The sequence below is a fragment of the Edaphovirga cremea genome, from assembly GCF_003332275.1.
Classification (GTDB): domain Bacteria; phylum Pseudomonadota; class Gammaproteobacteria; order Enterobacterales; family Enterobacteriaceae; genus Edaphovirga; species Edaphovirga cremea.
Genome location: NZ_QOVA01000001.1, coordinates 554267 through 577714 on the forward strand (window position 1 = coordinate 554267; position 23448 = coordinate 577714).

The 23448-nt window shown below is 51.2% G+C and carries 20 protein-coding genes; 14 read left to right on the top strand and 6 right to left on the bottom strand.

What is annotated here, in order from left to right; genetic code table 11:
* Window positions 1-296 precede the first annotated feature (296 nt).
* Entirely contained in the window at window positions 297-3095 is a 2799-nt protein-coding gene (locus DRI82_RS02560; RefSeq protein WP_157967997.1) for an RHS repeat protein, read from the top strand.
* A gap of 62 nt (window positions 3096-3157) precedes the next feature.
* On the opposite strand, the gene DRI82_RS02565 is transcribed toward DRI82_RS02560, so the two are convergent.
* From DRI82_RS02565 to puuD, 3 genes are read right to left on the bottom strand one after another with little or no spacing between them, the layout of a single operon-like run.
* Window positions 3158-4438 (bottom strand): NAD(P)/FAD-dependent oxidoreductase, encoded by a 1281-nt coding sequence (locus DRI82_RS02565; RefSeq protein ID WP_114191919.1) that lies wholly within the window; start codon window positions 4436-4438, stop codon window positions 3158-3160.
* 35 nt (window positions 4439-4473) lie between these two features.
* Window positions 4474-5031 carry an HTH-type transcriptional regulator PuuR gene (gene puuR, locus DRI82_RS02570; protein ID WP_114191920.1) on the bottom strand — a complete coding sequence of 186 codons (558 nt, stop codon included), beginning with the start codon at window positions 5029-5031 and terminating at the stop codon, window positions 4474-4476.
* Complete coding sequence (gene puuD, locus DRI82_RS02575) at window positions 5031-5792, bottom strand: gamma-glutamyl-gamma-aminobutyrate hydrolase (RefSeq protein WP_114191921.1); 762 nt, start codon at window positions 5790-5792, stop codon at window positions 5031-5033. Before puuD ends, puuR begins: the two co-directional genes overlap by 1 nt.
* A 318-nt stretch (window positions 5793-6110) precedes the next feature.
* Here puuD and DRI82_RS02580 point away from each other — a divergent pair, with 318 nt between their 5' ends.
* Together DRI82_RS02580 and DRI82_RS02590 are read left to right on the top strand one after the other, a co-directional pair.
* On the top strand, window positions 6111-7529 hold the full coding sequence (locus tag DRI82_RS02580) for a glutamine synthetase family protein (protein ID WP_114191922.1): 1419 nt from the start codon (window positions 6111-6113) through the stop codon (window positions 7527-7529).
* A 518-nt stretch (window positions 7530-8047) separates the two neighbouring features.
* A complete protein-coding gene (locus tag DRI82_RS02590; protein WP_114191924.1) occupies window positions 8048-9418 on the top strand; it encodes an APC family permease in 1371 nt (456 codons plus the stop codon).
* Window positions 9419-9543: 125 nt separating this feature from the next.
* Here DRI82_RS02590 and sbcB read toward each other — a convergent pair whose 3' ends face one another.
* Window positions 9544-10971, bottom strand: a complete 1428-nt coding sequence (sbcB, locus tag DRI82_RS02595; protein WP_114191925.1) for an exodeoxyribonuclease I — start codon at window positions 10969-10971, stop codon at window positions 9544-9546.
* A 262-nt stretch (window positions 10972-11233) separates the two neighbouring features.
* On the opposite strand from sbcB, the gene DRI82_RS02600 reads away from it, so the two are divergent.
* The 3 genes from DRI82_RS02600 to tmaR all read left to right on the top strand — a co-directional run bounded on the left by DRI82_RS02600 (window position 11234) and on the right by tmaR (window position 13411).
* Window positions 11234-11662: a universal stress protein gene (locus tag DRI82_RS02600; RefSeq protein ID WP_114191926.1), complete on the top strand. Its 429-nt coding sequence runs from the start codon at window positions 11234-11236 to the stop codon at window positions 11660-11662.
* A gap of 211 nt (window positions 11663-11873) precedes the next feature.
* Complete coding sequence (locus DRI82_RS02605; protein ID WP_114191927.1) at window positions 11874-12932, top strand: FUSC family protein; 1059 nt, start codon at window positions 11874-11876, stop codon at window positions 12930-12932.
* A 146-nt stretch (window positions 12933-13078) separates the two neighbouring features.
* Complete coding sequence (gene tmaR, locus DRI82_RS02610; RefSeq protein WP_114191928.1) at window positions 13079-13411, top strand: PTS system regulator TmaR; 333 nt, start codon at window positions 13079-13081, stop codon at window positions 13409-13411.
* 172 nt (window positions 13412-13583) lie between these two features.
* Here the strand turns inward: tmaR and DRI82_RS02615 are convergent, their stop codons facing one another.
* Together DRI82_RS02615 and DRI82_RS02620 are read right to left on the bottom strand one after the other, a co-directional pair.
* Window positions 13584-13736, bottom strand: a complete 153-nt coding sequence (locus DRI82_RS02615) for a Hok/Gef family protein (protein WP_114191606.1) — start codon at window positions 13734-13736, stop codon at window positions 13584-13586.
* A gap of 372 nt (window positions 13737-14108) precedes the next feature.
* Entirely contained in the window at window positions 14109-14975 is an 867-nt protein-coding gene (locus tag DRI82_RS02620; RefSeq protein WP_114191929.1) for a LysR substrate-binding domain-containing protein, read from the bottom strand.
* Window positions 14976-15076: 101 nt separating this feature from the next.
* On the opposite strand from DRI82_RS02620, the gene DRI82_RS02625 reads away from it, so the two are divergent.
* The 8 genes from DRI82_RS02625 (at window position 15077) to mglB (ending at window position 23355) form a co-directional block, all read left to right on the top strand.
* Window positions 15077-16471 (top strand): pyridoxal phosphate-dependent decarboxylase family protein, encoded by a 1395-nt coding sequence (locus DRI82_RS02625; RefSeq protein WP_114191930.1) that lies wholly within the window; start codon window positions 15077-15079, stop codon window positions 16469-16471.
* A 92-nt stretch (window positions 16472-16563) separates the two neighbouring features.
* A complete protein-coding gene (gene alkB, locus DRI82_RS02630; protein ID WP_114191931.1) occupies window positions 16564-17226 on the top strand; it encodes a DNA oxidative demethylase AlkB in 663 nt (220 codons plus the stop codon).
* A 146-nt stretch (window positions 17227-17372) separates the two neighbouring features.
* On the top strand, window positions 17373-18290 hold the full coding sequence (locus DRI82_RS02635; RefSeq protein ID WP_114191932.1) for an EamA family transporter: 918 nt from the start codon (window positions 17373-17375) through the stop codon (window positions 18288-18290).
* A 32-nt stretch (window positions 18291-18322) separates the two neighbouring features.
* Complete coding sequence (locus DRI82_RS02640; RefSeq protein ID WP_114191933.1) at window positions 18323-18688, top strand: antibiotic biosynthesis monooxygenase family protein; 366 nt, start codon at window positions 18323-18325, stop codon at window positions 18686-18688.
* A gap of 182 nt (window positions 18689-18870) precedes the next feature.
* Window positions 18871-19536 carry a GTP cyclohydrolase I FolE gene (gene folE, locus DRI82_RS02645; RefSeq protein ID WP_114191934.1) on the top strand — a complete coding sequence of 222 codons (666 nt, stop codon included), beginning with the start codon at window positions 18871-18873 and terminating at the stop codon, window positions 19534-19536.
* 73 nt (window positions 19537-19609) lie between these two features.
* The gene (gene yeiB, locus DRI82_RS02650) at window positions 19610-20773 is read left to right on the top strand and encodes a DUF418 domain-containing protein YeiB (protein WP_114191935.1); all 1164 of its coding nucleotides are present in this window, start codon (window positions 19610-19612) and stop codon (window positions 20771-20773) included.
* A gap of 322 nt (window positions 20774-21095) precedes the next feature.
* The gene (galS, locus tag DRI82_RS02655; protein ID WP_114191936.1) at window positions 21096-22118 is read left to right on the top strand and encodes an HTH-type transcriptional regulator GalS; all 1023 of its coding nucleotides are present in this window, start codon (window positions 21096-21098) and stop codon (window positions 22116-22118) included.
* 244 nt (window positions 22119-22362) lie between these two features.
* Complete coding sequence (gene mglB / locus DRI82_RS02660) at window positions 22363-23355, top strand: galactose/glucose ABC transporter substrate-binding protein MglB (RefSeq protein ID WP_114191937.1); 993 nt, start codon at window positions 22363-22365, stop codon at window positions 23353-23355.
* The last annotated feature ends 93 nt before the right edge of the window (window positions 23356-23448 follow it).

Here is a 23448-nt window from a genome sequence, read left to right on the forward strand (position 1 = left end):
TCGCCAAAACCAACCCTTTCGTCTACGGCGGAACGCATTGAACAGTCCAACCAGCGTACAACGCAGTAAAGTAATAATAATCGCGGTGGTGATCTCTATTCCATGGCAGACAAACCATTGATAAGAATTATTGAGCTTATAAAGGAAATTTTGCAGCAAAAAATAATGCACTTTCGTCTTTTTTCCTATTTTTGCAGATTTACCTGCCAATTATTGCGTTCTGTTAAGGGTGTTTCGAACACAACTTTTGCTGCATAACTAAAAGCCCTCAAATGCTTTTCCTTATGGAGTCAACAATGAATCACACCGCTGCTTCAACAGCACTTTTCTCCCGCACCCCCACGGTCAATATCCTCAATAACCACAGCGCGAGTATTCGCATGCTGCAATACAACATTGACAGCAATGGCAACGTTGTTAAGCTGATCAGTCGCAGTACATTCAGCAACGACAGTCGTCAGGCGAGACTGTGGGATGCGCGGTTGTACAACACCTGGCGGTCAGACAGCAACACGTTGCCCAATGCATTAAGCCAAACTTCCCTGACCGGGCAAACTCTGCGCAGCGATAGTGTGGATGCTGGCTGGGGCGTGATGTTGTTTGACGCCGAAGGGCGGGCGGTTTGGGAAACCGACAGTTGTAGCGGCATCAGCCGTACAGATTACGATACCCTGGGGCGGCCCGTTATTCAGTACGAGCAGGCCAGTGGTGAAGCTGAACGCATTTCTGACCGTTATATCTACGGCGACAGCGATGCCATTTCCACCCCTACGCCGCAAACCAACAATTTATGTGGTCAACTTATCCGGCATTATGATGAATCGGGTCTGGTTGAAACGTTCAGTTTTACGATCCAGGGCGCGGTGCTTATTACCCAGCAACAACTGCTTGCCGATGCCGAGGGGCAGGGAGACTGGCAGGGCGAGGAGTCGACGTGGCCTGCCGTGTTGTCTGCGACCGTCTACACCACTTCGGCTACGTACAACGCGCAGGGTGCAGCGGTGACGACCACCGATGCCAAAAACAATCAGCAGCGCTTCACTTACGATGTGGCCGGTACGCAGACCGCCAGCTATTTAACGCTGTCGGGTGGCACTGAACAAACCCTACTGAACAGCCAGAGTTACAGTGCGGCGGGTCAGAAACTACAGGAAATGGCGGGGAACGGGGTGGTGACCACCTATGGTTATGAGCCGCAAAACCAGCGTCTGACCAGTATCAAGACCAGCAAATCAGACCATACCGTTTTACAGGATTTGACGTATGGCTATGATCCGGTGGGGAATATCACTGCGCTTGGCAATGGCACAGTATCAACGCGCTATTTCAACAATCAGGCCACTGACGGGACGAACACCTATACCTACGATGCGCTGTATCAGTTGATTACCGCGACCGGGCGGGAGAATGCCAAGTCAGGAACGCAAGGGCCTGACCTGCCTGCGATAGATGCCAATAATATGGTGAACTACACCCGCACTTACACCTATGATGCGGGCGGCAACATGACCCAGTACCAGCATGCGGGGGCGACGACGTACACCAACGCGCTGTTTGTGGATGCGAACTCCAACCGGGCACTGGCGCAGGATTCAGGGGCGACGCAGGCAACGATAAATAATTATTTCGATGGCTGCGGGAATGTCAGCCAGATGCAGGCGGGTATACCACTGGTCTGGAATATACGCAGTCAGTTGCAGTCGGTGGTGTTGTTATCCCGTGATGACGCTGAAGATGACCGGGAAGTGTATCAATACCGCGACAATTCACGTATCCGCAAACAGACGCGCACGCTGACCAACAGCGACAGTGATATCTGGCAGGTGGGCGAGGTGATTTATCTGCCGGGTCTGGAGTTGCGCACGACATACACGGACACTGCGGGAGTCGTGAGCGAGCCAAGTGAAGAATTGCATGTGGTGACGGCCAGTTCCACCGGTCGCGCAGGCGTTCGCGTTTTGCATTGGGAAACTGAGGCCCCGACGACCAACGATCAGGTGCGCTACAGCGTTGATAATAATATTGGGTCATCAATGTTGGAACTGGACAGCGGGGCCAATATTCTGACACAGGAAGAGTATTACCCGTTTGGCGGCACGGCGGTGTGGGCGGTGAAAAATGAAACTGAGGCGAAATACAAAGTCATCCGTTATTCCGGCAAGGAGCGGGACAATACCGGGCTGTATTATTACGGCCACCGCTATTACGCCCCGTGGCTGTGCCGCTGGTTGAATCCGGATCCATCGGGAATAGCCGGTGGGGTGAATCTGTATTGCATGGTGATGAATAATCCGGTTACTTTTAAAGATATGGGTGGTTTGGCTCCTTTGAGTGCAATGAACTACCGGGAGCATAAAGCAATTCGCTTGGCATCAATGTCTCGTGATTTCAGTAAATTCACCAGTTTTCTTGAACCTCAATCGATTGTAAAGATAACAGAATTTGCAACCAACCTTAAAAAGGCTAAGGTAAATATATTGATTTCACTGGATATGAGCCTGACAAAAAGCAATAAAGCAGATCAGATGGTAGAGATTCTGCATGGGCATGGTATAAAATACGTCGTTGAAAAACAGTTTTTTATTCTGGACGCATTTTCTTTTCCTTCTTACTCTCCGCAGAAAGATAACGAGAGAATTCATGATTTACACGCCGTTGTAAAATATATTATCAGTGCTCAAAGCGAAAACAAAAATTCTATTATTGGAATGCACTGTGGAGATGGTGATGGTCGTTCTGGTGTCGTGAAAAGTGCGTATATTATCTATAAATACCTTAATAATAGTGATCCTAAAAACATTTCCAGGGTAAGTAACTACCAGCAGGAAATCATCAAGGAAAATATGCCGGGCGTGATTAAAACAGAAAAGGATTCTTCATTCAAATCGTTTAAGGCAGAGAGTAAAGCATATTCTGTTGTGCAAGAAGCTATAAAAATTATCAGGAAGGAGCATCCGGAAGCGGTTGAAAGGGTAGCAGATGTTGCCTTCCTTAATGCCTATGCCAAATTTGTGGTCAGACGTCAGCAGAAAGCGAAGGCAGAGGCTCCCAAAGCGTCAGCGGTTAAAACCTCTTCAGGTTTGAAGGCGGCATAGTTATTCTTTTTGTAACGATACGGCCCAGTGGTCACACAGGGCCGTATCTGTAAACTGTCGTGTCACACCCCAAACCTGTCGCGCAGCGAATAATAAGCTGCACCGAGAGCCGTAAAGGGTACTTGCAGGCTACGGCCACCGAAGAATGGCAGATGGGGCAGCCTGGCAAAGGCATCAAAACGTTCGGCGTCACCGCGCAGCACTTCAGCGATCAATTTTCCGGCAAGATGCGTCAGCGTAATGCCGTGGCCGCTGTCGCCCTGCATATAATAGATATTATTCTCCATACGTCCAAATTGCGGCATGCGTGAAAATGTCAGCAAAAAATTGCCGCTCCAGCGATAGTCAATTTTGACATCCTTCAATTGCGGGAATGTGCGGTACAGCTTCGGCAAAATAATGGCATCGATACTTACTGGATTGCGTGCGCCATAGGTCACCCCACCGCCATAAAGCAGCCGGTTATCGGCGGTTAAACGAAAGTAATCCAGTAGGTAGTTGCAGTCTTCTACGCAGTAGTTATTTGGCAGTAATGCTAGCGCCATATCCGGCGTCAGCGGCTCGGTAGCCACAATTTGTGAGCCGCAAGGCATGTTGAGACGGCTCACGCCGGGCAATAACCTGTCAGCCAGATAAGCATTTCCGGCCATGATCACATAACGTGCAGTGACTTGCCCCTTGGACGTGAAGATTTTTGCCGGGTTGCCATGTTCAACGCGCGTCACGGCAGATTGTTCAAAAATTCGTCCGCCATGACGGCGAACAGCTTCGGCTTCGCCAAGCAGCAGATTGAGCGAGTGAATGTGCCCGCCACGATGATCGAGCAGACCGCCAACGTAGCGGTCAGTGGCGATCTCCTGACGGATCGTGACGTCATCAAGCAGGGTGAGTTGGTCATTGCCGTGGCGTTTCCACAATGCTTCTTGATCGCGAAGTTCCCTGAATTGTTTTTGGCTGAGGGCGGCAAAGATACATCCGGGGCGATAATCACAGTCGATGGAATACTGGTCGATGCGCTGGCGGATAATGTCTGAGCCTTCAAACATCATATTGCCCAGCATTCTTGCAGTTTCTTTCCCATAACGGGCTTGAATGATATCGATATCGCGACTGTAGGAGTTGACCACCTGCCCGCCGTTTCGGCCACTGGCTCCCCAGCCCACCCGCGCTGCTTCGAGAACGATCACATCGTATCCCGCTTCGGTGAGAAACAGGGCGGAGGAGATACCGGTGAAACCCCCGCCCACAATACAGACATCGCATTCAAGCGGCTCGGTGAGTTCTGGCCAGGGTTGATGCGGGTTGGCACTGCCTGCGTAATAACTGTCAACGTGTTCGGTCATGATGCGATCCTCTTCCCAGGGCCAGGAACAGGGGGCTAGAACGTGTTTGGAGTATGGGCGCTTACAATCCTGCAAATCCTCGTGGAAGTATTGCTGAAGCTGTGCGGGATACCGGTGTTGATGGCGTAACTCTGTCCGGCTTTCAACGGGTAACTCAGGCCATTGACCATCAGCAGAATTTCACCTTCCAGTAACGTGCCGACCTCCTCCCCCTGATGTTTTATTTTCTCGCCGGTCGTGCTGCCTGGCTGATAGGTCTCCAGCAGCATCGCTACCGCGTGTGTCGGCGTACCGTTGTGAATCAGTTTCATTGATACACCGCGACTGCCAATTTCAATTAATTCGTCTGGATTAATCACTATCCTTGGGGTGTGGCCCTCTTCCTTATCGGCAAAGAATTCTGAAAGAGATAACCCATACACTTTAAGCAATTTCTGTAAGGTACTGATCGCCGGACTGACCTTATCTTGTTCTATGGTACTGATGGCGCTGTGCGTCAGACCGGACAACTCGGCAGCCCGGCGCTGCGACATACCCCGTTGCTGGCGGAGTTCCGAGAGACGCCGTCCGGGGGACAGCTCGATCCCGGCCATTATTGGCGTTCACCTTTAGCTGTACGGCACGCGTCAATAAATGAGGCGAAAATCAGCTTCGATACGGGATCGTTCTGACTGTGCCATTCCGGATGCCACTGAACACCCAGCGCAAAAGGGTGGTTGCGCACGCTGACGGCTTCAATCAGATTGTCCGGTGCACGCGCTTCAATGGTCAGCATGTCACCTAGCTGGCGGGCACCCTGGCCATGCAGAGAGTTCACCTGAAAGTCCTGATATCCGGGAAGCATTCTGGACAGCAGCCCGCCGGGCACGATGTGTACCGGATGGACCGGATCGTACTGCTGATCGTGCGAAAGATTGGGATCTTCGCGGTGATCCATATATTCCCGCTGACCATGGACTTTGCGGTAAAGCGTGCCGCCGGTCGCCACCACCAGTTCCTGCATACCGCGACAAGCCGCCAATAAAGGAATACGATGGTTCAGGGTGGCTTTAACCAGTGCCAGACTCAGCATATCGCGGCCTGGATCGGCCAGCGCCTCGATTCCCTCTTCCCCGTAGTGATGGGGTTCTATATTGCTTGGGCTGCCTGTAAGGAATATGCCATCCAGCCGCGCAAGTACGCTTTCCAGCGCATCAAATTGCGTTCCCAGCACTTGGGGCAGGGCAAGGGGTAAACCGCCCGCGTCAAAGATGGCATCGAGATACTTCTCATGCACCGTTTGCGCCGGGTTGCCGTCGATGATGTTTTCACACATAACAACGCCGATGACCGGTCTGTAAAATATATTGCCCATTTTACCGCCTTACTGAGTGGACTAAAATGTTGACAGTGAGTGTCATGTAACACTGTATGTTCAATATTTTAACAATTTAGCAGTGAGTTGGTTGATATTCAAACTGAAGCGTTACAGTTGCAAAACATTTACGTTAAGGCTATGTTTTTTTATATGGCTCATATTTTGAGCATGGTAAAAACTTTGAGCACGGTGGATTTCTTTCAGCACGGAAAAATACCCTGCAAGCGAGATAACTGCGTTGAAAAGAGCAAATTAATACGGCGCGCGTCGGTAAGATGCGATAAACGCCACCTTTAGATTAACGGCGGAAAACTTATGCAAACGAACCTGGTAGAAGTGCAGAACTTCGCGAAACTTGGCGAAGAGAGACGAAGTAGCGCGTTCCAACGTGAAGTGAAAGAATACTTGGAACGCCAGCCACTTACGCAACACATTGATATTCTCCTCACCGATTTAAATGGCAGTTTCCGCGGTAAACGTATCCCCCTTTCTGCATTGCTCAAACTGGAAAAAGGCTGCTATTTCCCTGCCTCGGTATTTGCCATGGATATCCTCGGCAATACCGTCGAAGAGGCCGGTTTGGGTCAGGAACTCGGCGAGCCGGATCGGATGTGCCTGCCTATCCCCGGTACGCTGGTGCCTTCAGCGGCCGACCCGGAACATATTGGTCAATTGCTGCTGACCATGCTTGATGAAGATGGTACTCCCTTTGACGTTGAACCCCGTAATGTACTGAACACGTTGTGGCAGACATTGCGCCAGCGGGGGTTATTCCCTGTGGTAGCGGTAGAGTTGGAGTTCTATCTCATCGATCGACAGCGTGATGCCGAAGGGTACCTACAGCCCCCCTGTACGCCTGGGACGCAAGAACGCAATATTCAGACCCAGGTTTATTCCGTTGATAATTTGCGCCATTTCGGTGACGTTCTGGGTGAAATTGATCGGCTGGCAAAGATGCAGGGTTTGCCAGCCGATGGGGCGATTGCCGAGTCGTCGCCAGGTCAGTTCGAAATCAATCTGCGCCACAGTGATAATGTTCTGCGCGCCTGTGACGATGCGCTGGCGTTGAAACGTTTGGTGCGTCTGGTGGCAGAAAACCATGAGATGGATGCGACGTTTATGGCCAAGCCCTATGAAGACTATGCGGGCAGTGGCATGCACATTCATGTCAGTATGCAAGACGACAACGGCAAGAATATTTTTTCCGATGATCAGGGCGAAAACTCTGCACTCATGAATCGGGCGCTGGCCGGTATGCTGGCGCTGATGCCGTCCTCGATGGCGATTCTGGCACCGAATGTAAATGCTTTCAGGCGTTTTCAGCCCGGCATGTATGTTGCTACGCAGGCCTCATGGGGACATAACAACCGTACCGTTGCGCTGCGAATCCCTTGCGGCGATCGGGATAACCATCGCGTGGAATACCGGGTGGCCGGTGCGGATGCCAATCCTTATCTGGTTGTCGCGACCGTGTTGGCAGGTATTCTTTATGGGCTGGACAACGATCTCGAACTGCCTGAACCGGTGACGGGGAATGGTCTGGAACAGGAAGGTTTTCCGTTACCGATCCGCCAGAGTGATGCTTTGTATGAATTTGAACAGCAACCTGAATTGAAAAAATATCTGGGGCAGCGCTTCTCCCACGTCTTTCACGCCTGCAAATCCGACGAACTCATGCAGTTCGAACGACTGGTGACTGAAACCGAGATTGACTGGATGCTGCGCAATGCGTGATCCGAGATGAGAAACAAAATGTATTGATTGAAATGCGAACTTTTTGGGGCCTATTCCTGAACGTATAACTGAACGTCTAAAAAGAAATTGTTTCAGAAGGTCTCAACATCTTGTCTTCTGCCCTCGCTCTGGTGCAAAATACGCGACATGCAAATAACCGACGCTTTAAGGCGCCGGTTATTTTTTTGCATTTTATGTTGTACAAACACGCGGTTCACTAATCAAGAGGCCGGACACCGATCCGGATAGATAAACACGTTCGTGCGCGATCAAACAAAACTTTATGGTCGCCACTATGAGGATAAGAAAGATGGGGCAATTGTTTAACCTGGCACCGGTTTACGCCGGTTTCCGCTGTGGGCGCAGTGATTATGGAGCAGCTGGCAATATCCTGCCATGCAATCCCGCTTCGATTACCCCTCTTTTACCAGCAAGTCGATCGACACGAAGTCTTCCCGCGACCTTACGATTATCTGTGTGTACCCGCCAGATAATCGAAGGTAAGGGGGGGCTGCGTCATGTCGCTTAATATCGCCACTGCCGCTCCGGCAACTCAACGCGTACAACTGCGTAAAACCCTGACATTGGTTCAAGTGGTTATGATGGGGCTCGCCTATCTGCAGCCTATGACCATTTTTGATACTTTCGGTATTGTTTCTGGCCTGACCGACGGTCATGTCGCCACTGCCTATGCTTTCGCGTTGATTGCAGTACTCTTTACCGCTGTCAGTTATGGCAAGCTGGTGCGTCGCTTCCCGTCAGCCGGGTCGGCGTATACCTATGCGCAAAAGGCCATCAACCCACATGTTGGTTTCATGGTGGGCTGGTCTTCGCTGCTCGATTATCTGTTTATGCCGATGATCAATATCCTGCTGGCGAAAATCTATCTGGAAGCGATTTTCCCAGGTGTGCCATCGTGGATTTTCGTGGTGTCGCTGGTTGGAATCATGACGGTGTTCAACCTGCGCGGCATCAAGCTGGTCGCAAACCTGAACAGCATTATCGTTGTGGTACAAGTGGCGATCATGGTGGTGTTCCTCGGTCTGCTGATCCACGGTGTTTACCAGGGTGAAGGTTCCGGCACACTGGTGAGTTCGCGTCCGTTCTATTCTGAGAATGCCCATGTGGTGCCGATGATTACCGGTGCGACAATTCTGTGCTTCTCTTTCCTCGGCTTTGATGGCATCAGTTCACTGTCTGAAGAGACACCGAACGCCGGTAAAGTGATCCCGAAAGCGATATTCCTGACGGCGCTGATTGGCGGCATCATCTTTATCGTGGTGTCATACTTCCTGCAACTGTACTTCCCGGATATCTCGCGCTTCCACGATCCGGATGCATCGCAGCCAGAAATCATGCTGTTTGTGGCGGGTAAATTCTTCCAGGCGGTGATTCTCTGTTTCTCCTGCGTTACCGTACTGGCGTCCGGGATGGCAGCACATGCGGGTGTTTCCCGTCTGCTGTATGTCATGGGGCGCGACGGTGTATTCCCAGAGAAAATCTTTGGCTATGTGCATCCGAAATGGCGTACTCCGGCATTCAACGTATTGCTGGTAGGGGTTGTGGCACTCTCCGCCATCAAATTTGATCTGGTCACCGCGACGGCGCTGATTAATTTTGGTGCACTGGTCGCCTTTACCTTTGTGAACCTGTCAGTGATTTCGCAGTTCTATATTCGTGAACGCCGTAACCGCACGCTGAAGGATCGTATCAACTATCTGGTTCTGCCGGTGATGGGTGCGCTGACTGTCGGTGCGTTGTGGATGAACCTGGAGAGCAGTTCAATGACTCTGGGTCTGGTGTGGGGTGCCATCGGCCTGACTTATCTGGGCTTTATCACCCGCAGCTTCCGTCAGCCACCTCCGCAAATGGAAGAAGAGCTGGTGTAGTTAACACGATGAATAGTTAACATCAGGAATAGTTAACACCTGGAAATAAAAGTCAGAACAGACAAGGGGATAACGTGAATGCGTTATCCCCTTTTTGAGCGCGGGCATTTTTAACCCGTAACGGCCTAGCTCGCCAGATCCCGGCCATACTCAAACAATGCTTTAAGCAGCGCCATTTTCTCTTTATCGCCCTCGTGCAGGTTATACAACTCTTCCAATTGCTGCACATAACGTTGAACACGTTCAGGATTGAGGACTTCCTGACGGTGCAGCAACCATCGTCGTTGCTCGGTATCATCCAGCGTGCCTGGGAAATTGCGTGCACGATAGCGAAACAGCAAGGGCTCGAGACGCGGGTCGTTGAAGGTGAGATCCAACGCAGGCAAGTTCTGCGGCGCGGTTTCCAGTATGATTTTCATTGTTGCCCTGTCGGCGTCGCTGAAAAAGCCGTCATACAGTTGCGCATCGACATCGTCAGTAGCGGGGTAGGGTTCTGCTTCAGCATACAAAGCCACCACTTTTTCACGGACCACCGGGTTTTGGCGCAGGAGTTGCAAATTTTGCAGGCAGCGCTCGCGATCAATCCCCAAACGGTCAGCATTCTCCGCTAATAGCGTTTTCGCCGGTGCCAGAACCGGGCATTTATTTATGTGAATCAACTTCAGCGGTACAGGAGAAAGAGTGCCAAGTACATCACGGCGGGTATACAGGCGCTCGCGCAGTGCATCGGCGCTGAGTTCAAGCAGAGGGGTCATATCTCCGGCCAAATCGCAGACGATCACCGCATTTTTGTTGTCCGGATGCCACGCCAGTGGCGCAATCCAACTGGTATTTCCGCGTGCAGCGCCGAACATACCGGAGACATGAACCAGCGGCGTCATTTGCGGTATATCAAGCAGGGCATTGATCTTGTGCTTATTGCGGTGTTCGAGCAGATAATCAAACAGTCGCGGCTGTGCCTGCTTGACGAGTTTCGCCATCGCAATGGTGGCGTAAACATCCGACATCGCGTCATGGGCATGGAGATGTTCCACACCGTTGGCATTGGTGAGATGCTCAAGACGGAAACTGGGAAAACCCTCTTCATTTTCCGGCCAGACAATGCCTTCAGGGCGCAGCGCATAGCAGGCGCGCATGACATCCAGCAGATCCCAGCGGGAATTGCCATTTTGCCAACTATAGGCATATGGATCGTAGAAGTTACGATAAAAAATATTGCGGCTGACTTCGTCGTCGAAACGGATGTTGTTATAGCCGAGAATACAGGTTTTTGGCGCACTGAAGGCTTCATTGATCTGCCGGCTGAATTGCGCCTCACTCACCCCTTTTGCCAGTGCCTGCTGCGGGGTGATGCCGGTGATCATCACGGCTTCAGGATCGGGTAGATAGTCGTCGGCGGGGGCGCAGTAGATGACCAACGGATCGTCGATGATATTGAAGTCCATATCGGTACGAACGCCTGCAAATTGGGCAGGGCGATCGCGTGATGGACTGATGCCGAAGGTCTCGTAATCATGGATGTAAAATGTAGGTTGTACCGGTTTGTCTGCCATTACTCGATTATGCTCCCTGATGAATGGCCTTTAGCATGGTCATCAGTTAGTTACGTTATGTATTTGCCCAATCATGCCTGATGATATCGACGGAGTGATAAAGCCGGGCCGTTTTCATGCACCAGTATACCGGAAAAACGGCATTTCCAGATATCAATGAAAACAATCGAAAGTTGATGATTCATCACAGTTAATTTTCACAAAATTAACAATAATAGAGATAACAAGAAGTCCACTCAACCGTGTCATAGAAGGGGGGTATATGTATACAACCATTTTAGTGCCAGTTGATATAAGCGAGCAGGAACTTACAGAAAAAGCGTTAGCCCATGTGAAGTATCTGGCGAAGATGAGCGGAGCAAAAGTGCATTTTTTCCATGCAATGCCCGATCCTTCCATCTTCATTCCGGAAATGGGTTACACCATGGTGACTACCACCGAAGAAATAAAAGAGAAGTCCAAACAAGCGATTGAAGAATTTATCAAAGGTTTGGATATTCCCGCCGAACAGGTCACCTACACAGCCTCTTTTGGAACGCCGAGAGACAGGGTGCTGGAGCTGGCTGATGAAATCAAGGCAGATCTGATCGTCATCGGCTCACATCGGCCAAGTGTTTCAACCTATCTGCTTGGTTCCAACGCCTCTGCTATCGTCCGCCATGCAAAAATACCGGTCCTGGTGATAAGGTAAATACGTAATAGCATGGTGCCAAAACCCACTTCGGTGGGTTTTTTTATACCAATAAATAACCAGAGAAGGATTTTTCTCCCCGCGGCTGCCTTTTTTCTCAACAAATAGACAATCGCGACATGTTTTGTAAAACAACCCACATCCAGGCAAGGTGATTGCTTCGGGCAAGTCCGTTACACTGATCACACTATTGGTGTTTTGCGGGTGAAATGTGCGTCTGGATAAAAAGATTTCTGCGCTGGATAACCTGATTTACAGCAATTATCGGATTATGCACGGCTTGCGGATTGCGTTGGCTTTTATATTGACGTTTCTGATCGTGCGTATGCTCGGGGTACCTGAAGGGTCCTGGCCGTTAATCACCCTGGTCGTGGTCATGGGACCAATATCCTTTTGGGGGAACGTGCTGCAACGCGCACTACAGCGCATCGCTGGTACGCTGTTCGGTGCGATTTCGGGGTTTGCTGCCCTTTGGCTGGAACTGTATTCATTGCCGCTGATGCTGGTCTGGTGCGGTGTGGTCATGTTTGTCTGTGGCTATCTGACGCTCGGTAAACGGCCTTATATGGCGCTGTTAATCGGCATCACACTTGGTGTGGTCTGCGGTGGCACGCCGGGCGATATGCATACAGCGCTGTGGCGTGGAGGCGACGTGATATTTGGCTCGATCCTGGCGCTGTTGTTCACCAGTATTTACCCGCAACGGGCATTCATTCACTGGCGGATGCAGATGTCCAGTTGCCTGCATTCGCTGAGCAAGATCTACAGCGCCTATCTTTCACCGAATATGGTTGAACGTCCACATCTGGAAAACAAACTGAAAGGTGTTCTTACGCAGGTGGTCAAGATGCGTGCGTTGATCGCACCATCAAGTAAAGAGACCCGTATTCAGAATGAAGTGTTTGAGGCCATCCAGACGGTAAGCCGCAATCTGGTTTGTACACTCGAATTGCTGATTGACGCCTACTGGGCGTCACGGGAAAGTCACTTTATTATGATTAATGCCAAGGCATTGCGTAGCGCGCAACTGCTAACCTTGCATTCTCTTGAGACGTTGTCCGATATCCTGCGCAATGGTGAACCGGACCGTGAGCGTGATGTGATGGCTGAAATGAATGAAGTTTCAAGTGAGCTCAAGCAACTGATGCAGGAAGTCAGCGCCAGCCACAATGTTGAGGCCCCCATTTACGGCTACGTGTGGTTGAGCATGGAGATGACTAACCAGTTGAAAGAGCTGGGAGATTTGATCACCATGGCGATGCGCAGGTAGTCACGCTGCCACCGGGTTTTTTTCTACCGGTTAAAGCAGGTAAGATAGACTAATCAGTGCTGTATCTGATAGCCGCTAAACTGTATCTTGGATCATCAAGGCCGTCAGCTAATGAATCTGTGTAAAACTTAAGCAAGGGTATAAAAATGGATAATGCAATTAAGCCAAGTTTCCAGAACGTACTGGAGTTTGTACGTATGTTCCGTCGCAAAAATAAGTTGCAACGTGAAATCGTTGATAACGAAAAGAAAATTCGTGATAACCAGAAACGTGTGCTGCTGCTTGATAACCTGGCTGAGTACATCAAACCTGGCATGAGCATTGAAGATGTTCAGGGAATCATCGCCAATATGCGCAGTGACTATGAAGATCGCGTTGATGACTACATCATCAAAAATGCCGATCTGTCCAAAGAACGTCGCGAACTGTCGAAAAAACTGAAAGAGATGGGCGAAGTCAAGGCTCACGAAGCCAAATAAGTTTCGCTTGCAGATTGCTGGATAAGCCGGGTTTTATACCCGGCTTTCTTATGGGCGGAGCTTGAGATGCCATCAATGAAAAAGCCAGCCCGAAGGCTGGCCTGCGTAATGATTGGGTGCCGGAAACCTGATGCGTCAACACCAAATGGCGGGGTTGCCCCGCCGGTTGCTCTTAACGTTTAACTTCGTAGGCTAAAACTGCTGCAACCTCCGTGTTTCCCTGTCTGATGTGCAGTTCGCACAGCGAATCACGCACCATCCAGGTGAAGGCCAGGATCGTGAAACACACCACGAACAGCCCCCAGATAACCAGCTTTTGCGGCATTTAACCTCCGTTGCATTACTGCGGTTAAGAGGCTAACATAATGGTGTTGATGCATTATGAGAGAGCCTCATTCTGATTTAGAGTCAGTCTGGGGCTTTTTTCTGCCTGCCTTTCACCATTTCCGGGCTCAAAACAGACAGTTTCAAGCACCCGCGGCCAGTATAGCGGCACTGACAACCCCACCACTCACCCTTGTTTACTTCATCATGGCTTAATGACTGGTGAATTATGTCACGGCTGTTCTGCCTATTTTGGCGGCACTGGGTGCCCTACTGGCACAGTGATCGGCGCGGTCATTCTCGGCCTGAACAAATTCCACGTTGCCTCGCCATCATCGCTGCATGAAAACGCTTCCCTGATGCTCACAAGATGTCAGGGAGTTTGGTGATGTAACTGCTGTTTCAACCACGTCAATAGGCAGTGAACGGGTTCTGACTTTTCTGCGGCTGGCATGCACACCATATAGAATGCGCTGTTGTCGAGTTTTTGTGGATCAGCCAGAGCCATCAACCGCCCGGCACTCAGCGCATCTTTTACCAACAAGTGTTTCACCAGGGCGATCCCCAATCCCTGTTGCGCAGCGTTGATCAAGAGACCGGCATCATTGAAGGTGGCAACGGTCTCGACCGGCGCAGAAAACCACTGCTGCCACGGCGTTACATTATGTTCCATCAGCGGTACATTCCCCCGATCATTGAAAGCCTTTTTCCACTCGAGGTAGTGTTCCGGTGCACAGACTGGAATTACGTAGCCATCCGCCAGATGATGTATTGCCAATGATGACCAAACGCCGTCGCCGATGCGGATCGCCGCATCGTATTTGCCACGACTGAGATCTTCGACCGTTAGCGAGGCGTCAATTTCAAGCGCCAGATGCGCATAATGTTGATGGAAATCAGCCAGACGGGGCAGTAACCAGTGCTGGGCAAAAGAGGGGGGAACGCTAATGCGCAGCGGTTTGCGAGTGGCCAATTGCTGGACGTCGCGGATACCCCTTTCCAACTGGGCCAGTGCAGGTTCAACGGCGGCCAGCAGTTTTTTTCCTGCGGCATTCAATGTGATTCCACGACCTTGGCGGTCAAACAACGCGCATCCTACGGCCTGTTCCAATTGCTGGATTTGTTGACTGACCGCACCATGGGTGAGATTCACTTCAATGGCCGTGGCGCGGAATTTCTCCCGATGCGCAGCGATCACAAACGTGCGTAAGGTGTGGAGTGGGATGCGCTCAAGCATAATTGGTTAGCCATACTATCCAAAACAGTCATTTTTTGTCGATTTTCGTCCACTGTCAATAGCGCTAGGATGAGCCTGAATCATTTAAATAGTGGAGGTATCCCATGCACCCCCTTTTGCAGCACGATAAGACTCATCTGCCTGAGATTCTTGACCAGACTCAAACCATTGCGCTGGAATTTTTGCAGTCTCTACCCGAACGGACGCTTTCTGCCTCAAGGCAGTCACAGCATATTCATTATGGCGACGATCAACTTCTGCCAGAAGGGATTGGCGCAAAAACAGCACTGGACGATTTCTGGCGGCATTATGCCAATGGAATTACTGGCAGCGCCGGGCCGCGTTACTTTGGTTTTGTGACTGGCGGTTCAACTCCCGCTGCATTGGCGGCTGACTGGCTGGTCAGCACCTTTGACCAGGTCGCGCAACTCTCTCATGACAACATCACCGCAGAGCTTGAACTGGCAACGCTCTCACAACTCAAAACCCTGCTTGGATTACCTGCAGCAATGACCGGTTCTTTTGTCTCTGGTGCCACCATGGCCAATATGGTTGGTGTTCTTCTGGCACGTCAGTGGTTGGGGCATCAGCGCGGGGTGGATGTCGCGCAGCAAGGATTGGCTGCATTGGGTGATATTTGTGTGTTCTCTGCCAGTCCACACTCAAGTAGCGTGAAAGCGCTCAGTATGTCGGGCATCGGTAGAAATGCATTAACGCTGATCCCGACGTTGCAGGGTTCTGAGGCTATCGATCCGGCAGCGCTGGAGATGGCGTTAAAGGAGGCGGGGGAGGCACCTGTTCTGGTACTCGCCAGCGGGGGAACAGTAAATACCGTCGCTTTTGATGATATGAATGCGCTGGTGGCACTGCGCCAGCGTTATGGTTTCTGGTTACATGTGGATGCTGCATTCGGTGGCGTGGCAGCCTGTTCAGCGCAATTTTCGCCGCTGTTGAGTGGTTGGGAGCAGGCAGATTCCATCACGGTGGACGCCCATAAATGGCTGAATGTCCCTTATGACAGCGCGATTCAGTTCACCCGCCATCTCTCCCTGCAACGTGAGGTTTTCCAGAATCAGTCTGCGTATCTGGATGCTGCCACGTTGCTGGAGAATGATTATCTTCATTTGACGCCTGAGAACTCGCGCCGCTGGCGTGCACTGCCACTGTGGATGGCACTCAGGGCGTATGGACAACAGGGAATGCAGGAGGTGGTGGAACGGAATGTTGCGCTGGCGCGGCAGTTGGGTGAACGCTTGCAAAACAGCACAGGTTTTGAACTTTTGGCTCCGGTGCGTTTGAACGTGGTCTGTTTTGCCTTGAGTGAAGGTGATGCTGCCGCGCGTGACGCGTTCTTGCAACGACTCGACAGAGCTGGCGTGGTGCGGTGCACGCCAACGGCGCTGGCAGGGCGTCCGGGTATCAGGGCGGCGCTGGTCAATTGGCAAACGCAGCAGCAGGACATTGATCGGGCATTGTCCTCGCTATTGGCCTGTCGTTGAACTGGATAAAAAGAAAGATAAGGCGTGTTTTTGCCGTGTCGGCTTACTATCCTTTACGGAGAGTTTGATTCGTAGCAATCAGGAGACACGGTATGAATCTGGATCTGTTTGACGATCCGCCGTTATGGGAGGAGCGAATTTCAGAGGGTACCGTGGTGCTGCGTGGGTTTGCCCTGGCGCGGCAGGAAGAGGTACTCGCTGCGGTTCAGCAGGTGGTGGCACAATCACCTTTTCGCCACATGGTGACACCGGGCGGTTACACGATGTCAGCGGCGATGAGCAGTTGCGGTCAGCTTGGCTGGGTAACGGATGCAAGTGGCTACCGCTACACGCGGCAGGATCCGCTGACCGGGAATCCTTGGCCCGCGATGCCTGACACCCTCTTGCACCTGGCGATTTCTGCGGCAGAACGCGCCGGTTATCCCGGTTTTCAGCCTGACGCCTGCTTAATCAACCGCTATGACCCACCTGCCAAAATGGCATTGCATCAGGATAAGAATGAGCAGGATTTCAGTCAGCCAGTGGTATCCCTCTCTTTTGGCTTGCCTGTTGTATTCCAGTTTGGTGGGATGGAGCGTAGCGATAAGACGCAGAAAATCGTGCTGACCCACGGCGATGTGTTGGTGTGGGGCGGTGTTGATCGTCTCCGTTATCATGGCGTGCTGCCGCTGAAAGCGGGGATCCATCCCCTGGTTGGTGAGCACCGCATTAATCTTACGTTCAGAAAGGCGGGAAGGTTATCTGACCTTATATGACTCCCTCGGTGAACGCACCGCCTTCCTGACGTTTCGTCGTTGGTAGAAAATTTTGTAATGCATAAGAAAATCATTATCTGTGTGTATACCGACGAGGTAATTATCGTTAAGTTGTTTACGCATCGGATGATTTTCGGAGAGAAGAAATGCGCGGTAAGGATTGGTTTCTGGCGTTATGCGTGGTGGTTATCTGGGGCGTCAATTTTGTTGTGATTAAAGTGGGCGTGGCCGAAATTCCACCGTTGATGCTAGGGGCGTTGCGTTTTCTTCTGGTTGTTTTTCCTGCGGCATTTTTTGTGCCCCGGCCAAAAATTCCTTTCCGCTTGCTGTTCCTGTATGGCCTGACAATCAGTTTTGGCCAATTCGCCTTCCTGTTCTGCGCGATTAAAGTGGGTATGCCAGCCGGTCTGGCCTCACTGGTATTGCAGGCGCAAGCGTTTTTCACGCTGCTGCTTTGCGCTATTTTCATGCAGGAGCCGCTGCGGCTGCGCCATTTCTGCGGGATGCTGATTGCTGCACTGGGGATCATTCTTATCGCCCGTGGCGGTCTGTCAACGCAAAGTCTGGGTCACCTCAGTCTGCTGGGCTTTATCCTGACATTGCTTGCCGCGTTGTGCTGGGCTACCGGCAATATGCTCAACAAAATTATCGCCCGCGAAGTCCCCGGCAGTTCACCCCTGGGGCTGGTGGTCTGGAGCGCCTTTCTTCCAATGTTGGCGTTTTGTGCGGCATCCGTTTTGCTGGAAGGTCAGCAACAAATCGCGTCTGCCATCTTGCACTTCAGTTGGCGTTCATTCTTCTCGGTTATCTATCTTTCAGGTGCCTCTTCACTGCTGGGCTATTCGGTCTGGAGCAGTTTAATGGCGCGATATGAGACTTGGCGCGTTGCACCACTCTCGCTGCTGGTTCCGGTGGTGGGACTGATCGCCGCCTGGTTACTGTTGGATGAAAAACTGGCGTGGATACAGATTCTTGGCGCACTGCTCGTGATGCTGGGTTTGATGGTCAATTTGTTCCTGCCAGCGGTACGGCAGTGGATGCATAACCGGCGGGCAGTGCAGTAATCTTGGCAAAAACAATAACCAGGGGAAGTGTGATGATTGCTGTGATTTTTGAATTGGAAGCCGCAGAAGGGCAACGTGATACCTATTTACAGCTTGCCGCCGAATTGAAACCGCTGCTGGCGCAAATCGATGGATTCATCTCAATTGAACGTTTTCAGAGCCTGAGCACGCCTGATAAATTGCTCTCACTCTCATTTTGGCGAGATGAAGAGGCGGTCAGGCAGTGGCGCAATATCGAACAGCACCGTTCAGCTCAGGCGGCGGGACGGCAGAGTGTGCTGTCTCACTATCGGTTGCGGGTGGCAGACGTTGTGCGCGATTACGGCTTGCAACAGAGGGAGCAGGCACCGACCGACAGCCGCGAATTTCACGTTGGCGAAAAAAGCCGCGCTCAATAACCGTTTTACCCGGTGGAGTGAATGGCAGGACAGGGCAGGGGGAGACGGCTTGTTAATAACTTGCAACTATTTCACCTATCATGAATCACAATCACTGGATAATCGTTTCGCTCTCATCTACAGTGAGTGACCAAATTTTGGCGTGATCCAGGTCAAGATTGTGACACATGCAGGAGAGAAATATGGCATCACTCAGTAAAGAAGCTGCGTTGGTCCACGAGGCACTGATGGCCCGTGGCCTGGAAACCCCTTTGCGTGGGGAACCTCTGCTCGATCGTGAGACGCGCAAAAAGCGTATCGAAGAGCATATGACCGGGATTATGCAGCTTCTGAATCTCGATCTTTCCGACGACAGTCTGGCAGAGACGCCACATCGCATTGCGAAAATGTATGTCGATGAGATCTTCTCCGGTCTGGATTACGCGAACTTTCCCAAAATCACGCTCATCGAAAACAAGATGAAAGTGGATGAAATGGTGACCGTGCGCGATATCACGCTGACCAGTACCTGCGAACACCACTTTGTCACAATTGATGGCAAGGCAACCGTGGCGTACATTCCGAAAGAATCGGTGATTGGTTTGTCGAAGATTAACCGCATTGTGCAGTTTTTTTCCCAACGTCCACAGGTTCAGGAACGTTTGACCCAACAGATTCTCCTTGCCCTGCAAACCTTGCTGGGAACCAATAATGTAGCGGTAAGCATTGATGCCGTACATTACTGCGTCAAAGCCCGCGGGATCCGCGATGCGACCAGCGCAACCACGACGACTTCGCTCGGTGGGCTGTTTAAATCCAGCCAGAATACCCGTCAGGAGTTTTTGCGCGCCGTTCGTCACCATAGCTGATCGCCCGTAACCAGACCCTTTCCTAGCAACGGCACCGACACGGGTGCCGATCGAATTCAGCAGGATGGTGACTATGCGCCAACGAATCGCAACTCTGGACTGCGCACGTGGCATTGCCATTCTTGGCATTCTGCTACTCAATATCAGTGCCTTTGGCTTGCCCAAGGCCGCTTACCTTAATCCTGCCTATAAAGGCCTGCCGAGCACGATAGATGCCTGGACCTGGGCACTGCTGGATATTTTCGCCCAGGCAAAATTCCTGATTATGTTTGCGCTGTTATTTGGTGCGGGCTTGCAACTGTTGCTGCCCCGAGGCAAACGCTGGATTCAGGCGCGACTGTCCTGGCTGCTGCTATTTGGCCTGGTTCATGCCATTTTCTTCTGGGATGGCGATATCCTGCTCTCGTATGGTTTGATTGGCCTGGTGTGCTGGCGGATGATTCGCGAGGCCAAGAGCAGTAAAACGCTGCTGCGAACCGGTGCCATGCTGTTCACGATTGGCGTGGCCATTTTAATCATGTTTGCCTTTATCACCCATGGAAAGCCGGGCAGCTTTTGGTTACCGGGTGCCTCTGACCTGATGTATGAACGCTACTGGAAGCTGCAGGGCGGTTTAATGGCGTGGAGTAACCGGCTGGATTTGCTTTCTTCTACAATGATCGCCATTGGTGCGCAGTACGGCTGGGAACTCGCAGGTGCGATGTTATTTGGTGCCGGATTGATGCGCAGCGGATGGCTGCGGGGTGAGTTCAGTCTGGGCCATTACCGGCGTTTGGCTTTTGGACTGATAACGCTTTCAATGGTGATACAGATTCCTGCCGTTATCCTGCAATGGCGACTGGGATGGGACTACCGTTGGAGCGGTTTTCTGTTACAGGCCCCACGCGAAATAGGTGGGGCAATGCAAACGGTGGGTTATCTGGCTCTCTGCTATGGTTTTTGGCCGACGCTGGCAAAATTGCGTATCAGTTTTTGGTTTACCCAAATTGGCCGGATGGCACTGAGCAACTATCTGCTCCAGACGCTGATCTGTACGACACTATTCTATCATTTCGAACTGTTTGAGCGCTTCAACCGCCTGCAATTACTGGCAATAGTCCCCGTTGTGTGGCTCATTAACCTGTTGTTCTCCTTGTACTGGCTGCGCTATTTTTCACAGGGTCCGATGGAATGGTTATGGCGTCGTTTGACCACGCTGGCAGCAGGCCAACCGGTGATACCCTCGGCCAATCCTTGATATCTCCTGAGCTCCATTCTTCCTCAACGCCTCCGCCTGGAGGCGTTTTTGTTTGCATGTAACGCATCTTTTGCAGGTATGAAAAAAGTTGCAAAAATGTATGAAAACGTTTTCTTTCCTGTGACGAGATTCACGCAGACGCGATGATAAAGCAGTTAGGATAGCGATCGTGCAGCGAAAGCCGATCAATAAACCTAATAACAGGACGCCTACATGATCACTGTACCGACCTCTTGTTCCAATTTTTCAACCGGTTACGGTAATACTGACGCATATTTTGCCTGCCTGTGTCAGTTTTACACCCACACTTACGGAGCGCCCGATGATCACTATTCGTGATGTAGCCAGGCTGGCGGGAGTCTCTGTAGCCACGGTCTCCCGTGTCCTCAATAATTCGGCTATTGCCAGTAAAGATACCCGTGAAGGGGTATTAAAGGCGGCGGCGGAATTGGGTTACCGGCCCAACGCCAACGCGCAGGCACTGGCGACTCAAACCAGCGACACCATTGGTGTGGTGGTGATGGATGTCTCCGATCCCTTTTTTGGCGCGTTGGTCAAAGCGGTTGACACCGTTGCCCAGCAGCATCAGAAATACGTATTGATTGGCAATAGTTATCATCAGGCCGAAAAAGAACGTCATGCGATTGAAGTACTGATCCGTCAGCGATGCAATGCACTCATCGTTCATGCGAAGGCACTGAGCGATCAGGAATTGGCAACATTTATGGATCAGATTCCGGGTATGGTTTTGATTAACAGAATTGTAACGGGCTATGAACATCGCTGCGTGGGGCTTGATAACATTACGGGTGCGCAGATGGCTACGCGCCTGTTGCTCTCGCAGGGGCATCAACGTATCGCTTACATCGGTTCCAATCACCCGATTGAGGATGACTGCCAACGGTATCAGGGATATATACAGGCAATGAATGATGCGTTGCTTACCCCCCCGGATGCATGGCGAGCCAGCGGCTCACCTGACCTGCAAGGGGGTGAAGCAGCCATGGTTGAGTTGTTGGGGCGAAATCTCCAGCTTACCGGATTGTTTGCCTATAATGACTCAATGGCCGCCGGTGCAATGGCCGTTTTGAAAGAAAACGGTATCAGCGTTCCCCAGCAGGTTTCGCTGGTAGGTTTTGATGATATCCCCATTGCCCGTTACACCAGCCCAAAGCTGACGACTGTGCGCTATCCAATTGTTTCCATGGCAACTTTGGCGACTGAACTGGCATTGAAAGGGGCGGCGAATCAACTCGATCCGCTGGTTACGCACTGTTTTATGCCAACGCTGGTCAGGCGTCACTCGGTTGCCATGCGACAGAATGTGGCTCCGGTCACTTCCTAAAGATTTATTCTTGTGTAACCGTTTTCAAAGTGTGAGAAAATTCACAGTTTATTAACAACACAGCGATTATGATTCAGGCGTTTTCTGTCGAAATGTGTCAATGCATTCCATTATATGAAGATGCAGTATGAAGGCGCAGCATGACGTAATAACACATTGAGCAACACAGCGTTTTGCAGGAATGGCAAGTGTCACGGAGGACGGTCGGTAACCAGAACTACCCCTACACAAACCGGAGATACAAATGAATAAGAAGGTTTTCACCTTAGCCGCTCTGGCTGCCAGCATGATGTTTGGTGCCGCTGCCCATGCAGATACCCGTATTGGCGTCACAATCTACAAATACGACGACAACTTTATGTCCGTAGTGCGTAAAGCCATCGAGAAAGAAGCGAAATCGTCTTCCGACATCACGCTGCTGATGAATGACTCCCAGAATGACCAGTCCAAACAGAATGATCAAATCGACGTTCTGCTGGCTAAAGGCGTGAAAGCGCTGGCGATTAACCTGGTTGACCCGGCTGCTGCTCCTGTCATTATCGAAAAGGCGCGCGGCAATGATGTGCCGGTTGTGTTCTACAACAAAGAACCCTCCCGCAAAGCGTTGGACAGCTACGACAAAGCCTATTACGTCGGTACTGACTCCAAAGAATCCGGCGTCATACAGGGTAAATTGATTGAGAAGCACTGGAAAGCCAATCCTCAATGGGATCTGAACAAAGATGGCGTGATCGATTTTGTTCTGCTGAAAGGTGAACCAGGTCATCCAGATGCGGAAGCACGCACCAAATATGTTGTTGATACCCTGAATAAAGACAATCTCAAAACTAAAGAATTGGCGCTTGATACTGCCATGTGGGATACCGCTCAGGCGAAAGATAAAATGGATGCCTGGTTATCCGGCCCGAACGCCAACAAAATCGAAGTGGTTATTGCCAACAACGATGCGATGGCGATGGGTGCCGTAGAAGCACTGAAAGCCCACAACAAATCATCAATTCCGGTATTCGGTGTTGACGCCCTGCCAGAAGCCCTGGCACTGGTCAAGTCTGGTGCAATGGCTGGTACCGTTCTGAACGATGCCAACAATCAGGCGAAGGCAACCTTCCAACTGGCGAAAAACCTGGCTGAGGGCAAACCAGCCGCTGCAGGCACCAACTGGAAACTCGATAACAAAGTGGTTCGTATTCCTTACGTAGGTGTAGATAAAGACAGTCTGGCGCAGTTTATTAAATAAGCCTGTGCAGGATTAATACCCTTTTATAACTGACTTAAGCACATGTAGCGCTGCCGGTGAATAATTACCGGCAGCGTTTAATAGTACCGTCAG